We start from the raw sequence: 14161 nt of genomic DNA, 5'->3' as shown, positions 1-14161 counted from the left end.
CTATTCATCTATAAATCTAGCTTATAGTTGTTACAAATTTTTGGGCTCTCTCATCTTGAAGCCAGCAGTGCACTTGGTGACTTTCTTTCAGCTTTGTCGATACAGGATACATGCGATCACACACTTCCATTACGTAAGGACAGCGAGGTGCGAACGAACATCCGGATGGAGGTGCAAATAAATCGGGAGGTGATCCTGCAATAGGCACAAGCTCACTTTCGTATAAATCTAACCGAGGAACTGAACGCAGCAATCCTTTTGTATACGGATGCTGCGGCGTATAAAAGATGTCTCTTCTTGTTCCAATTTCTACAATCTTTCCTGCATACATTACGGCAACACGGTCAGCTACCTGAGCGACTACACCTAAATCATGGGTAATTAAAACAATGGAGACATCCGTTTTCTGCTGAATATCCTTAAACAATTCTAAAATCTGTGCTTGTATCGTGACGTCCAGAGCTGTGGTAGGTTCATCAGCAATTAGCACTTCGGGATTGCATACAAGGGCCATTGCAATGACAATACGCTGTCTCATTCCCCCGCTAAATTCATGAGGATATTGCTTTAGGCGTTCTTTAGGATTTGGAATTCCGACTAGCTCCAGCATTTCAAATGCTTTTTCTTTGGCTTTTTCTTTTGAGATGTTTTCATGTTGCATAATATTTTCTGCAATTTGCTCACCTACGCGAAGAGTTGGGTTAAGCGCAGTCATAGGATCCTGAAAAATCATCGAAATATCAGCGCCTCGAATGTCTCGCATTTTCTTTTCTGATAGTTTTGTTAAATCCTGGCCTTTAAATAAAATAGAGCCGCTTGTGATCCTGCCCGGAGGTGTCGGAATTAACCTCATAATACTTTGAGATGTTACGCTTTTTCCGCACCCTGACTCTCCTACAATCGCTAGGGTTTCTCCTTTATGTAAATCAAAACTAACGCCTCTTACAGCTTGAACTTGCCCTCCGTAAGTTGAAAACTGTACGTGTAAGTCTTTGATTTGGATCATTTTTTCCATTTGCTTACCTCCTTAATTTCGGATCAAGTGCATCTTGCAGTCCGTCTCCAAGGACATTAAAAGCAAACATGGTAAGAGAAATAAAAAAAGCGGGAAAAAACAAACGCCACCAATAGCCTGATAGAATCGTTGATAAACCATCGTTTGCCATTACTCCCCAGCTGGCATAAGGAGCCTGTACACCCAGCCCTAAAAAGCTTAAAAAAGCTTCAGCAAAAATGGCAGTTGGCACGGTTAGTGTCATTTGAACGATAATCGGTCCCATCGTATTTGGAAGCAGGTTCCGCTTAATGATACGGCTAGTTTTTGTTCCAAACGTTTTGGATGCAAGCACGTACTCATAGTTTTTTATTTGCAATACTTGCCCCCGTACAATTCTCGCCATCCCGATCCAACCTGTAACGGAAAGTGCCACAATGATCGTAGAAAGCCCGGGTCCCATGACTACCATTAGTAAAATTACCACTAATAGATAAGGAAGACCGTATAAAATTTCAATTATGCGCATCATGACATTATCTGTTTTTCCGCCTTTATAGCCTGAGAACCCTCCGTAAATGACACCGATGATAAAATCAATAAGCGCTGCCATCAGTCCTACGAATAAAGAGATTCTAGCCCCGTACCATGTCCGAGTGTACATATCTCTGCCTAAGTCATCCGTTCCAAACCAATGACTAGCTGAAGGAGGAAGGTTTTGCTCTGTAAAAGAAGCTTTCGTTACGCTGTGCGGTGAAAACATAGGACCGAATATAGCCATCACAACGAGAATGACTAAAAAAAAGAGACCCAGCATAGCCAACTTGTTTTTTACAAGCCTGCGCCATGCATCATGCCAATAAGAAAGACTCGGCCTTACAACTGCTTCGGCTTCAGACTTGTTTTTTTTCTTTGGGGTAAACCATTCATCAGGAATTTGCTTATACTCCTGTTTTTCCAGCACGTTATCCCTCCTTCTTATACAGTTTGATTCGTGGATCAAGTATTCCGTAAGCAATGTCTACTAAAAAAAGCATAATGATGAGAATCGAACTGTAAAAGACCGTAGTGCCCATAATTACGGGGTAGTCTCTCGTATTAATACTGTCCACAAAATATTTTCCCATGCCAGGAATAGCAAAGATTTGTTCAATAACAAATGTGCCGGTTAATACGCTGGCTGCAATCGTTCCAAGAACTGTTATAACAGGCATTAAAGCATTTCTAAGCGCGTGTTTAAATACAATTTTCACTGGCGAAAGCCCTTTTGCACGCGCTGTTCGAATATAATCTTGAGTTAGTACTTCTATCATGCTTGAGCGAGTCAAACGTGCAATAATAGCCATAGGACCTGTGGCAAGAGCTAGAGTCGGAAGAATCATATGTAAAGGGCTCGTCCACGTAGCGGCAGGTAAAATTTTAAAATTAACAGAAAGCTGTTGAATTAACAACGTGGCCATAACAAAATTTGGAACCGACAATCCGATAACTGCTATGCTCATCGCAATGTAATCAACTATTCCATTCCTTCTAAGAGCAGCGATAATGCCTAGTGTAATACCGGAAATCACTGCAAGAATTAACGTCACCATTCCAAGTTCAAATGACACGGGAAATCCTCTTCCTAGAAGGTCGTTAACTGTTTGAGACGGCTGTTTAATGGAAGGACCAAAGTCAAAGGTAACAATGGATTTTAAATAAAGAATATATTGCACAGCTAGGGGCTCATCTAAGTGATAAAATGATTCCAAGTTTTTTTGAACTGCATCGCTTGTCGCTCGTTCTTCATTAAATGGAGATCCAGGAATCGAATGCATTAAAAAGAAGGTTAAGGTCACAATTACCCACAGCGTAACAAGCATGGATAAAAATCGCTTTAAAATATAACTTTTCACCTTTATCCCACCTTCTAACAGAATGTTGTGCGCGTAGCTAATTCAGTCATAACAAGCATGGCCTGATAAGCTTCTAAAATATCTTTTGCTTGAAACCGAACGGTCGTCGTTCCAGGTTCAATTTCTGTGCCCGGCATTAAATGCGCCCACTCTGCTTGACCGTAGTTTGCAAATTCTATTCGTAAGGTTGGATGTTTAGGTGGAATTAAAGGTTTAACAAGGTGTTTGTGTTGAATAGCTGCGGCTGTTTTTTCTTGAAGTAATTGTTCTGCTTTCTTAGGGGTTAATGTTTTGGCTGCAGAACGTGAAATGGCCTGTTTGACGATAGCAGTCGTCACGTTTGGAATAAGCTGCTGTGCTTCCAGCGCCGTTTGGTCATCACCGGCTACCATTAAAACTGGCACGCCGTAATAGCCTGCGACGTATGCGTTGAAGCCTAACTCTCCAATATTCGTATCGTCTATGTACATATTGCGAGCACCAAATATCATCGAATGAGACATGACACCAGGCATGGATGCTTTAGCATGATACCCTAGAAACATAGCACCATCAAAAGTCTGATCTAATCCCTGTACCATTGAATATGGTTTTACGCTTCCTGAAATAAGCTGAGTTTCTGGATGAAGCCGTTCAACAAGGAGATTATTCATACTCGAATGACTGTCATTTACCACAACTTCTGAGCACTTTTCTCTAAACCCTGCATAAATGACTGCATTCGCTTCATCCGTCATTATTTTGCGGCTTCTTTCATAATTCTCTTTCTCTCGCAGAACATTTGTGTGATCGACGAGTCCCGTAATTCCTTCCATATCAACCGACAGGTATAGTTTCATTTGTCTTATCCCTCCTCCTTCCTTGACTGTTAGTCAGTGCATTATAAATTATTCTTATGTTTATAATTTATAATTGTAAGAAAATTATAAATTATCTTTCTTCTTTTTACAACAATATATTGAATCTTTTGACATTTTACTCGTCATCCTTTTAACAAGATATCGCTTACAAATTGGAAATCCCATGGTAAAATAATAGAGCAACCTGTTGGTTCATTCAGCCGCTCGTCGGCATTAATTGAGGTGTTAAGAATGTTTCGAGTTTCCATGGCTTCGCTACAATGGTTTTTATTTATGATTTCTAATAGTATGATTGTTCCTATTGTAATTGCTTCTCAGTTTCATTTAAACGCAGCAGATTCTATTCAATTTTTACAGCGAACGTTATTTATTTTGGCTTTATCCGGGCTCTTGCAGGTATTTATAGGGCATAAATACCCAATCATGGAAGGGCCAGCTGGCGTTTGGTGGGGCGTCTTTTCTCTGTATGCGAGTCTTGGAACCGTTCTGTTTGGTTCTCACTCCGAAACGCTTCGCGTGCTGCAGTTCACCCTTCTTATAAGCGGGATAATTGCTATTTTAATGAGCCTGTTTGGTCTCATTGATAAACTAGCAAAATACTTTACTCCAACGGTTACCGGTACATATTTAATTTTATTAGTGACGCAGCTCAGCGGTTCCTTTTTAAAAGGAATGTTTGGCATTACAGAAACGAATTCAGCTATTAAACTTCCAATTGCGCTGACTTCAGCTGCGATTTTGCTGCTGACTTTTTATTTATTATCACACCGGACGTTAAATAAACTCAGCATTATTATTAGTATTGGTGTAGGCTGGGGAGTATTTGCAATGTTAGGGTTAGCTAAACCTATCGAATTTCAGGCGCAGTTATTTTACATACCTAAAGTGTTTGTATTCGGAGCTCCTCGCGTTGAATGGAATATGGTTGTTACTGCTTTTTTTGTAACACTCATTTTAATTACAAACATGCTCGCTTCTATTCGTGTTGTTGAGTCTGTTTATAAACACAAAGGAGAAAAAATTGAAAAAGACAATATTAAACGTTCCGGGATGGTTTCGGGTATAAGCCAGCTGCTTGGAGGATTGTTTTCAGGTGTCGGTGCCGTTCCTATTTCAGGTTCCGGTGGATTTATTTCAGCTACAAATATTTATAGCCGAGTTCCTTTTATTGTAGCATCGTGTCTTTTGCTTTTTCTGAGTATCTTTACCCCTTTAACATCCATTATGTCCGCTCTTCCTCCTGCCGTCGGATACGCGGCAATCTTTCCTGTTTTTACAGGTATGATGGCTCTTGGAATTGGAGAATTCAAGCATGCCAAACAGCCCGAAAAAGCAATGAAAAAAGCAGGTATTGCGCTGCTGTCGGGGATAGGGGTTATGTTTTTGCCTTCTCAAGCTTTTTCAACACTTCCTCCTTTAGTTACTACGTTTTTAAGCAATGGATTAGTTCTTGGTACCATTATCATTCTTGCACTGGAAATTTTCGAATCACTTTCGTTGAAAAGACAAGATGCAAAAGAGGGATAAAAAAAAGAAGCTGAAACTCAGCTTCTTTTTTTACCTTTTTACCGTTAATCCTTTTAGTTCATCGTCTTCCATAGCCATTTCATAAAATTCTCCCGTTTCATCGTGCGCTAAAACATAATCCAACTCTTCCTGAGCAGAAACGGTTTTTCCAAGAACAGCTAGATAGCATGCCAAGTTATAGCGAATAAAAAGATCTTCGTCTCCGCTTTCTACTCTGGTTATCATAAGCGAAGCTGCTGCTTCTGTTTCACCTTCTAAATGATACGCGATACCTAAATCGGTATACATTCCTTCATACTCTTGATGCTGTTCAATTGCTTTTTGAAGAAGCTGAACAGTTTCATGATAACGTTCCGTTTTATTATACAGTTTTGCTAGTCCTGCATATATGTCAGGCTGATAAATCTCCTGCTGAAGTAATTCTTGAAAAGCAGCCTCTGATTTTTCTACCTCTTCAAGGCTACTCAAAATAAATGCCCGGTATATCTGCAAATCTATATGATTTGGCTGCTGTTTGAGAAGTTTTTGAACTAAGTTTAGCGCTTCATGTGCAGCCTGTTCATTTTCTTGGATATTAACGAGTATATTGGCTAAATGATAGGCAACATCAAAATCCCAGCTTTGATGCAGCGATTTTTTCAGCACGGTGATGCTATCTTCAATCAACCCTTTCTCTTCGTAAAAAGCCGCAAATGCATGCACAGCCTCTTTATTATTTCGATCCGTTTTTATGGAAAGTTCATACAATTCAATCGTTAAGCCAAGCAGCGTAACCGTTTTTGCTTTTGCTTTGAATTTTGCTAAGCTTCGTTTGAAGATAGATCCTTGCTGCTCTTCTACGACCGAATCGGCATACTCATTTAAAGCCTCGGCTGCGTTTTTAAATAACAAACTTTTGCTTTGTTTTTCCATTTTTATCTTTTTTAAATCTGCCGTAAGCCCGGACAGTTTTTTTCCATTTGGAAAGCTAGACATGAATGTTTGAAATAGAGCGTAATCTTCCGGATCCTCACTTAGCAACTCTGTAAGAACTTTTCTAGCTTCTTCATATCTCTGTTCCATGATGAGCCATTTTGCCTGATGATGGCGAATAGCTGCATTCTGTGGATCTAGTTCAAGAGCCTTCTCTAGATACGCTTCAGCCTGTGAAATGTCTCCTTTTAGGCGATACACATGAGCCTGGCTGTCAGCGAGCCATTGAGGCAGCACAATTTCCTCTACGCTCTTTAATACCTCTAACAGCTCTTCATACTCTTTCTCTGTTTCACAAAGTGAAGCTACGTGCTCAACGTTTACTTCCATAGGATTCAGCTGTATCCATTGAAGCAGCCAATTTCTTTCAGCCGTTCGATTTTGTTCTTCACAAGCCATTTCGGCAAGCTTCATACAAGCGGCTTCAAATGTTTTATCAAGAGTTAAGCACTTTTGGAAGGCCTCTTTTGCTTCAGTGATGCGATTCATTGATTGATATATTTCACCTAGCCGATAATATGGCAAAGCATCTTGCTTGATACGAAGCGCTTGATGATAAAGTTTCTCACTTTTTGTTAGCTGCTTGGCCTGTTCGTATAATATACCTAAATAGCACATGTACAAAATCTCATTAGGGTGCTCTTGATGTTCTGCAGTTAAAAACTTAATTCCACGAGTCAATAACGCCGTGTCTTCTAAATAACCCGTATATGCTTCTAACACTTCATCTAACGCTGTTTGAGCAAAATGAATTCCTTCTTCATAAAGAGCAAATCCAAACTCTAACGTTTGATTGTCTAGCTCCTTTTGTTTTGCTGCATCTAAAAGCATGCTGCCTGCATCCAACATGACGTCGCTGTTCGATGAAAACTTCTGCGCAATAAGCGTGAGCGTATCAACGGCCGTTAAATCTTCACCTGTTTCTAGATACGCATAAGATAAGCCCAAATACATAAGGGCATCTTCCTCTATTTTTAAGCCTTCTTTATACAGAGCAATAGCTTCTTCGTACCTTTGATTCGCAACGTATAAATCGCCTAGTCTTCCTCGAATTGTCATGTCGCCCGGGAGATGCTTCATGCCTTCTTTGAGGTAGCTTTCAGCTTCATCTGTTTTTTCTAGTTGATATTGTAGCAAATCAGCTATCGAAAGATATGGATAAGGAACAGTCGGCAAAAGCTGTTTAGCTACTTTAAATCCCCGGTAAGCTTTACGAAACTTTTTTAAATGTTCATCACAACGTGCTCTTTCAAACCAGCTGTGCGCATCATTTGGATTTTCTTTTACTAACTCGTCGAAAACATTTCTGGCTTCTGCGTATCTTTCTTTCTCCATTAAAATAAGTCCGTGATTGATTTGTGTATAAGATTCATCACTATACATATTTAAGGAAATAGTCGAGCATTCAAAAGCCTTTTCGAGGTTTCCTTGGTACATGTATGCAAGTGCTAAATAGCTCCAGTTCAAATGTTGTTCTACGTCTAATTGCAGCGAGCTGCGCAGTGCTTCAACAGCCTCATCATATTTCTCTTCATCCAGCGCAATTCTTCCTTTAAGATAGTGATAAAAAGAGCTATGCTTTTTGTTATCTATGTGGTGTAACAAGGAAGATGCTCCCTTACTGTCGTCAAGTTTAAAAAAGGCATATGCGGCGTGAAGCTTAAGATAATCATGATTGCTATATTTCTCTAACACATGATTAATACACGTACGAATATAGGCTTCATGCTCTTTTCTGTACAAATGCTTCATACTGTAAATAGCGGAAAATGGAACATGCTCATTTGCTTTTAATAAAGAAACGAGATCGTTAATGTGGGCCTCTTCATCCGTTTCAACTAGTTCGATTAAGTCATACAGCTGACGGATAAACTCATCTTGCTCTTTCGAAAGTGAAGCGAGATCCGCTGCCGCTTTAGAAGCAACAATTGATAAAAACCCCGAATTAGCGTAATGCTGATCAAAATTTTTATATTCTACATATGTTGGACTTAGAAAATTAGCATCTTGTACATGGAAAAGTTCAAGTTCATCATCGTAGCCAAATACAACTTGAACGTGGGAAGCTTGTTCAAATTCCAGACTGACCAAAATAGGCAGCCCTTTGTCTAATAGTTCTTTAAACTGTTCAACTGTGCCTGTGAAAAACATCGCTGCAAAGCCAAGAGATTCAAAGTAGCTCACCGCAGTTGATAATTTGGATCCTAAGCCGCCGTAAATACGCGTTCCAATCTCATCCTGTGTTTTTTCGGTATGTAAAAGCCTTAACATCATACTCATACTGGCTGGCACGCAATAATTATCTTTTTGAACGATGGGTACAATCGGAAGCTTGATTGTACTGAATTTATCGTCTGTATGCTTTCCGATTAATTTTTGATAAGGTGAATCTTTTAAACATCGCTTGGTCGAGAGCAGATGCATAAGCTGAGATTTCTGCTGCTGTTCAAAATAAATGTCGGCGCGCAGCAGCGTAAAAAAATCTTGATAATCGTGATAGGGTAACTTTGAGTCGATAAATTCAATCGTTTCAAGCAAGAGAGAATACTCTTTCAAATCTTTTAATCGCATCACTTTATCCATATATAAAGACGGAAGCTGTGGATAGCGAACAATAGCCTCGTTAATTGTTTCAAGCGATTGTTCATGCTTCCCTTCATACGCATATAAGTCCGCGAGCATTGCATAGCAAAAATCTCCATTCTCCTTATATGCTGTTCCTTCTTTTAAGCAGGCTTCAGCTTTCATTCTGTCGTTGAGCTGCAAATAAAAATATCCCCATCTGTCAGCCATACCCTTTTGATTATGTGACGTTACTTGTTTCATCCACTTAGAAGCTTCATCCACTTGTTTCATTTCTAAAAGAATTCTTACCTTTAAAAAATAGATTTTCTCAAGCTGTTCCTCTTTAACTGATTCCATATCCAGCTGAGAAATTAATAAAGAAAGTCTATCATCAGCGTCGAGTATCTTTCCTTCGCGCAGGAGATCATCGCAATAAAGAGTCACCATTCGAATCGAGCCAAATCGACGATAGCCATATGTCGTTAACATTCGGCTTACACGATTTAATAAAGCCTCATCACAAAAGCGGATAAGCTCGTACAGCTCTTCTTCCGTTTGTAAGTTTGTTAACCATTCTTTCACAATCCCCGCAAGGCTCTTTGGTTGAAGGCTTTGTACTTCTTCTGTTATATACGCTACTAGATCAAATATTTGGTAATGATCCACCATGCTTTTTAATTTCTGATAATTTATACTCAATTCAAAACCACCTTATTCAATAAAATAAGAACTATTGCATATGCTGTCTATAAATTGAAGTATAAGAAATTTCAAGGATTTTTTCTAGACACAATATAAATTTAAGCATATTGACGGGTCTTTAAATAGCAAAGAGCTGTCTTTTATCATAAGACAGCCCCGTAAAATCACACTTCAGCTTTCTTCAGTTTTACGCCGCCTTCAGGTTTTGGTTTGATAGCTTTTAAAACTAAAATGGCACCTACTGCACTAACCCCTAGAGACGTTTGGAACACAGCCATGTCCGACCACTTCATAAGCAATGTATAAAGAGGAGGCCCAGCTGCCACTCCGACAAAGCGCATCGAACTGTAAAGAGACGTAATGGTTCCTCTCTCTTCCTTTTCAATTCCTTCTGTAATAAGTGCATCAAGACTGGGAAGAGCTGCTCCAATTCCAATTCCACCAAGCACTAAAGTGAGTAAAATACTAAAAAGAGACGTATTAAAAAATAAAATGATGAAAGAACATGTTAACAATAAAAAGCCAAAAAAAGCAGACCACTTCATAACGATTTTATTGTTGCCAACTTTTTTCCCCGCCACAAAAGAAGAAATAGATAAAGCGAGCAAAGGAATAGCCATTACCAAGCCTTTTTTCGTATTCACAATATGATAACGCTCCTCTAGTATGGTCGATAGGTAAAATAAAACCCCGAATAATACAAGCATAATAATGGCGCCTAAAATAAAAATAGCCATAAGCCATCCAATATTTTCTTTGAGCGTCTTCTTCAAATCCTTCAAAAACTGCGTGATACTTTTCTTTTTTTGTTCAGATTCAGAAGAACTATCATTTTTCGGAACTTTTACTAAAAAGATAACTAAAAGAATCGAAATAAGGCAAAGAATAGGAATGAACCAAAAAGGAAGAAACCAAATCATAGCCGCTAAAAAAGCTCCCAGTATTGGGCTTAGTACTTTCCCAAACGTATTAGCTGTTTCAATTAAACCTAGTCCTTTTGTAATTTCTTGCTCGTCTTTGAACATATCTCCTACACAAGGCATCACAACAGGCATAGCCCCTGCTGAACCTATTCCTTGAATCGCGCGGCCAATTAAAATAACCCAGAATGGATTGGCCATTTGCCATGAAGCCCAGCCTGTTAAAGCCCCTCCTACTGCAGCAAGCAGCAAACTAGGAATAATAATTTTCTTGCGGCCAAATCGATCTGATAAATAACCAGCAATCGGGATTAAAAAAATAGCGAAAATTGAGTAGACCGTGATAATCATGGATACCTGCAGCGAGCTTATCTGTAGACGTTTTTCAATCACCGGCAACACCGGAATTAACATTGAATTTCCGAGGGTCATGATAAGTGGCACAGAAGCAAGAGCAAGTAAATCCAATTTTTTTCTACTTTCCATAGCGTCCTCCAAACCTTACTTCTAATTAACGTCACAATCACACGTTTTTCAATTTAAGCTTTATAAAACTTCTCGTGTTCATTGATTTCAAAGCTTAACTATCTCATTACATAAGATGATGTGTATCTATATTTTTTAGCTAAAAAGGTGATTGCTATTCATGGTTTCACTGTTCTTCTTTAATTTATTGAACTTTGTTATTTATTCTTGTTAATACTTGTAAAAACACATGTTTTTAATCCCATATATGAAGAAGCGTACGAGTATCTCCGTACGCTTCTTCATATATAGGCGTCATCTTATTACACTACTTCACCTCGATGACCATCTCCATCATACATAAACTGTTTATCAATAATATGTTCGATATATATGGTTGTCAAATCGCTTTTTTTCACTTGAGCTACAATTAATCCTAACGGATCACCAATGGTGAAGCTTGTTCCATTTTGAAACATTAACAGCTGCTCATTTAAATGCAATACGCGCTTATAAATTTGTTCTTTCTCTAGGCTGCTGCGGCTCTTTGCTGCTTCGAGCGTTGAAAATAACAAAATGATTTCTTTTCCATTTATTTGTGTACGATACATACACGACCCACTCCTTATCACCGCGTTAAAATTATGCTGACTATACTTTTATTATAAACTAAATTTTCAGTTATTTTTCATCTCACAAGAAATTTTTTTATTAAAAATAGACTATGTCCACGTTAAATAAAATTTAATTTTCAGAAAAGTTAAATTTTAATATTGAAATTTTATTTCTTCTTATTATATAATATAAACAATCATTTACCTCTATTGGAAATGATAATTCGAGTTTCAGCAGCATGATGCTGCACAGTACTAGGGGGATTCAAGTTATGCAAAATGGTAAAGTAAAATGGTTCAACAATGAAAAAGGCTATGGCTTTATTGAAGTTGAAGGCGGAAGCGACGTATTTGTACATTTTTCTGCCATCCAAAGCGAGGGTTATAAATCCTTGGAAGAAGGACAAGAGGTATCTTTTGAAATTGTAGAAGGCAATAGAGGCCCACAAGCCGCTAATGTCACTAAGCTATCATAAATAGATCTTTTTATTTTATAGTAAAAGAGACTCTTTTCTGAGTCTCTTTTTTGTTATACCTAGCGTTTGGCCTCAGTAAGCTGCTGGTCACATGTTTGAATAGACTGCATGCACTGCTGAAGAAATTGCTCGTCTACTCCTGTGCCATGAGCTTTGGCAGATTGAAGCTGTGCTTTTGCATCATTAAGCGCATTCGTTGCCTCTTCAAGCTGCTGAGGACTCATACTCATCGTAGCTGTCCCAATCATCTTTTGAGCAGATTGAATGGACACTTCTACTTGCTTTAAATCATTATATCCTGTTGTTACTTCTTCATTTGAAAACTTATCCATTGAAAGAACACCTCCATATGGATAGAATGAAGCTGCTGCCGACAAATTATACACGCTTACTTTTTAGTCAGCAAATCTCCATACTGCTTAATCTTTTCTCCTACGGTACACTCTTTAATACAAAACGTCTGAGCGTATGTTTTGCCCTTTTCTTTGTTAAACGTTTTTTTTACAAAACAATCACTACAGTAGTAATCCAATAACTCCGTTACTTCTTCTAATAATTGTTTACGTTCCACTCTCGTTCATCTCCATTTCGTTCTGTGTGTTACACTTGCTTCCTGCTAGCAATTGGTATCCCTTGAAGAGCTTGAGTCGCAAGCTGGTCGGCCTCTTCATTTTCCTTCCTTGAAATAGGCTCATATACCGGTCGGATACCAAGTTCCTGCATTTTATCTTCTATTCGATCTAAGTACCGATTAAACTCTTCTTCGAAACAGGGCCACTCCCCTGCAAGCTGATTTAATACAACCTGAGAGTCACCTCTAAACGTTACCGGTATATGATGAACACCAAGTTCCTCAAGCTCTTGTATTAAATAATAAAAAGCAGCATACTCTGCCTCATTATTTGATTCTATCTCTTGCAGTCTTGAGTTTCGTCGTATTCGGTATGACTGGTTGTTCTGTTTAAAATAAATCACAGCCCCAAGCCCCGCTAAAAGCGTATCATGCTCATAGCCTCCGTCAAAATATGCCACAATATCGTGAGGCTCTGTCTGTACTTCCTGTAAGAGCTTTTTCGCTTCTTTTACAGTCCATTTTTGCTGCTGCTCATCAAGTAGAAAAATTTCCTTCGTTCGACCTGTTTTTTCTAAATCACCCACAATCATTAGCGCCTCATTCGCATCTGTGAAATCGGATGTGAAAATTAACTGTTTATGTTTCGAGGATTTATAATGCCATTCAATTTGGAAATTCATAACGAGCATTCCTTTCATCAGCAATTTTGAATTCAACACTTTTTCTGCTTTTTTGTATTTTATCTTCTATTATGTCTTTTCATGACAGTTTTCTTACCTAATAAGCGGATTTTAGCGTTTATACGTGCTAATATAAAATAGCTGAAGTACTTATGATACAATACTATTGATGAAAAAACATGGTTTAAGCTTATATTGTTTTAACAAGGAGGCTGTATGATGATTGAAGTTTATATAGACGGAGCCACTGCTGGCAATCCTGGTCCTTCTGGAGCTGGTATTTTAATTAAAGGAAATGGTGAACATCATCGTTACGCTATTGCTCTTGGGACAATGACGAATCATGAAGCAGAGTACCATGCACTTCTTCATGCATTAAAAATTTGTTTAGAAAAAAAGTATACGAGCGTATCTTTTCGAACAGACTCTCAGCTAGTAGACCGCGCAATGAACCAAGAATACGTTAAAAATAAAGCGTTTGCTCCTTTACTGGAAGAAGCCCTCAAATTGTCCAGTCAATTTGATTTATTTTTTATAAAGTGGATCCCTAGCTCTCAAAATGCAGGTGCTGATCAGCTGGCCAGACAAGCCATTAATCAAAAAGAAGCAGGAATGTAATCCTGCTTAAATCATACCTGATGACTTTAAATATTGAATGGCTTGTTTTTGATTGCTAATACGATTTGATGTCAAATTCTCGAGGAGCGATACAAAAAAACTGCCGTCAAATTCTTTTTGTACTTTTAGTGTCCATTCAATTGTAAATATGACCATCTCGTCAGCTGCACGCGTATACTGCTGACCAAATGAAATAAATCCACGTGCATCTTCTGCTAAATGAAAGCCTTTTTCTTCAAGATAAAGAAGATACTCTTCAACGGTTTGAGCTGTTTTTGTCACTTTTTCGTCCCATCCTT

Annotated in this window: 14 protein-coding genes; 3 read left to right on the top strand and 11 right to left on the bottom strand. The window is 38.5% G+C overall.

The annotated features are described in order from the left end of the window. Positions 1 to 16: 16 nt before the first annotated feature. The 4 genes from CEQ83_RS07425 to CEQ83_RS07410 are packed head-to-tail and all read right to left on the bottom strand — an operon-like array spanning position 17 to position 3728. Positions 17 to 1015: an ABC transporter ATP-binding protein gene (locus CEQ83_RS07425; RefSeq protein ID WP_155017147.1), complete on the bottom strand. Its 999-nt coding sequence runs from the start codon at positions 1013 to 1015 to the stop codon at positions 17 to 19. A gap of 4 nt (positions 1016 to 1019) precedes the next feature. Then, on the bottom strand, positions 1020 to 1976 hold the full coding sequence (locus CEQ83_RS07420; protein ID WP_194273207.1) for an ABC transporter permease: 957 nt from the start codon (positions 1974 to 1976) through the stop codon (positions 1020 to 1022). Then, the gene (locus CEQ83_RS07415; protein ID WP_155017145.1) at positions 1960 to 2889 is read right to left on the bottom strand and encodes an ABC transporter permease; all 930 of its coding nucleotides are present in this window, start codon (positions 2887 to 2889) and stop codon (positions 1960 to 1962) included. The genes CEQ83_RS07420 and CEQ83_RS07415 overlap by 17 nt, the downstream gene beginning before the upstream one ends. 14 nt (positions 2890 to 2903) lie before the next feature. After that, the gene (locus tag CEQ83_RS07410; RefSeq protein WP_155017144.1) at positions 2904 to 3728 is read right to left on the bottom strand and encodes a M55 family metallopeptidase; all 825 of its coding nucleotides are present in this window, start codon (positions 3726 to 3728) and stop codon (positions 2904 to 2906) included. Between the two features lie 252 nt (positions 3729 to 3980). Here CEQ83_RS07410 and CEQ83_RS07405 point away from each other — a divergent pair, with 252 nt between their 5' ends. After that, positions 3981 to 5276 (top strand): purine/pyrimidine permease, encoded by a 1296-nt coding sequence (locus CEQ83_RS07405; RefSeq protein WP_155017143.1) that lies wholly within the window; start codon positions 3981 to 3983, stop codon positions 5274 to 5276. Positions 5277 to 5306: 30 nt separating this feature from the next. Here the strand turns inward: CEQ83_RS07405 and CEQ83_RS07400 are convergent, their stop codons facing one another. The 3 genes from CEQ83_RS07400 to CEQ83_RS07390 form a co-directional block, all read right to left on the bottom strand. Then, positions 5307 to 9512 carry a tetratricopeptide repeat protein gene (locus CEQ83_RS07400; RefSeq protein ID WP_155017142.1) on the bottom strand — a complete coding sequence of 1402 codons (4206 nt, stop codon included), beginning with the start codon at positions 9510 to 9512 and terminating at the stop codon, positions 5307 to 5309. A 167-nt stretch (positions 9513 to 9679) separates the two neighbouring features. After that, the gene (locus CEQ83_RS07395; RefSeq protein WP_028414028.1) at positions 9680 to 10921 is read right to left on the bottom strand and encodes a bacillibactin exporter BcbE; all 1242 of its coding nucleotides are present in this window, start codon (positions 10919 to 10921) and stop codon (positions 9680 to 9682) included. A gap of 302 nt (positions 10922 to 11223) precedes the next feature. Continuing rightward, positions 11224 to 11511, bottom strand: a complete 288-nt coding sequence (locus tag CEQ83_RS07390) for a hypothetical protein (protein WP_028414029.1) — start codon at positions 11509 to 11511, stop codon at positions 11224 to 11226. A gap of 275 nt (positions 11512 to 11786) precedes the next feature. Here CEQ83_RS07390 and cspD point away from each other — a divergent pair, with 275 nt between their 5' ends. After that, complete coding sequence (cspD, locus tag CEQ83_RS07385) at positions 11787 to 11990, top strand: cold-shock protein CspD (protein ID WP_013056175.1); 204 nt, start codon at positions 11787 to 11789, stop codon at positions 11988 to 11990. A 59-nt stretch (positions 11991 to 12049) separates the two neighbouring features. Here the strand turns inward: cspD and CEQ83_RS07380 are convergent, their stop codons facing one another. Genes CEQ83_RS07380 through CEQ83_RS07370 form a run of 3 tightly spaced genes read right to left on the bottom strand, consistent with a single transcriptional unit; the run spans position 12050 to position 13244 of the window. Then, entirely contained in the window at positions 12050 to 12322 is a 273-nt protein-coding gene (locus CEQ83_RS07380; protein WP_028414030.1) for a DUF2564 family protein, read from the bottom strand. A 56-nt stretch (positions 12323 to 12378) separates the two neighbouring features. Next, the gene (locus CEQ83_RS07375) at positions 12379 to 12561 is read right to left on the bottom strand and encodes a zinc-finger domain-containing protein (protein ID WP_013056173.1); all 183 of its coding nucleotides are present in this window, start codon (positions 12559 to 12561) and stop codon (positions 12379 to 12381) included. Positions 12562 to 12590: 29 nt separating this feature from the next. Next, a complete protein-coding gene (locus CEQ83_RS07370; protein WP_034266558.1) occupies positions 12591 to 13244 on the bottom strand; it encodes a ribonuclease H family protein in 654 nt (217 codons plus the stop codon). 219 nt (positions 13245 to 13463) lie between these two features. Between CEQ83_RS07370 and CEQ83_RS07365 the strand changes: the two genes are divergently transcribed. Beyond that, positions 13464 to 13862 carry a reverse transcriptase-like protein gene (locus CEQ83_RS07365; RefSeq protein ID WP_033578453.1) on the top strand — a complete coding sequence of 133 codons (399 nt, stop codon included), beginning with the start codon at positions 13464 to 13466 and terminating at the stop codon, positions 13860 to 13862. 6 nt (positions 13863 to 13868) lie between these two features. Here the strand turns inward: CEQ83_RS07365 and CEQ83_RS07360 are convergent, their stop codons facing one another. Next, entirely contained in the window at positions 13869 to 14144 is a 276-nt protein-coding gene (locus CEQ83_RS07360; RefSeq protein WP_013082383.1) for a DUF6123 family protein, read from the bottom strand. Positions 14145 to 14161 lie beyond the last annotated feature (17 nt).

The organism is Priestia megaterium (genome assembly GCF_009497655.1).
GTDB classification, from domain to species: Bacteria; Bacillota; Bacilli; order Bacillales; family Bacillaceae_H; genus Priestia; species Priestia zanthoxyli.
The sequence above is the reverse complement of the archived record's forward strand: the minus strand, read 5'-3'. Positions and strand labels throughout refer to the sequence as shown.